Origin of the sequence: Pseudomonas sp. yb_5 (assembly GCF_043103865.1) — a bacterium.
Lineage (GTDB): Bacteria > Pseudomonadota > Gammaproteobacteria > Pseudomonadales > Pseudomonadaceae > Aquipseudomonas > Aquipseudomonas putida_Y.
This window is the reverse complement of sequence record NZ_JBICKE010000079.1, coordinates 1-287: the sequence shown is the minus strand read 5'-3', so window position 1 is coordinate 287 and position 287 is coordinate 1. Positions and strand designations below refer to the sequence as shown.

General features: G+C 58.9%; 1 pseudogene. It reads right to left on the bottom strand.

Features of this window, described 5'->3' with window-relative positions:
- Positions 1-266 (bottom strand): annotated as a pseudogene (locus ACF8GF_RS12810) (IS110 family transposase); the annotation flags it as partial.
- Positions 267-287: the final 21 nt, after the last annotated feature.

Below are 287 nucleotides of genomic sequence, written 5' to 3'. Positions count from 1 at the left end.
GCACCGCTGCGATGTTCGGCGACACGTTGCGCCGGCAGGATGCGAACCGGATTACCTTTGGCCTGCAGCAGTCTGGCCCAGGCTTGTGCACCTGGACCGCACTCCATCAAGACGGCCACGGTAGTTGGCAGCCTGAGCAGGAAATCATGGAACGCTTGGCGGGATTTGATGCGATCTTCGTAGGTCACCCGCCCAGTAGCGTCCTCGCCTGCTAATTGGAAGACCTGTTTGGCCAGGTCTACGCAGATGGTTGTGCAAAGCTCCACATCAGTGGAAGACAGGGAATC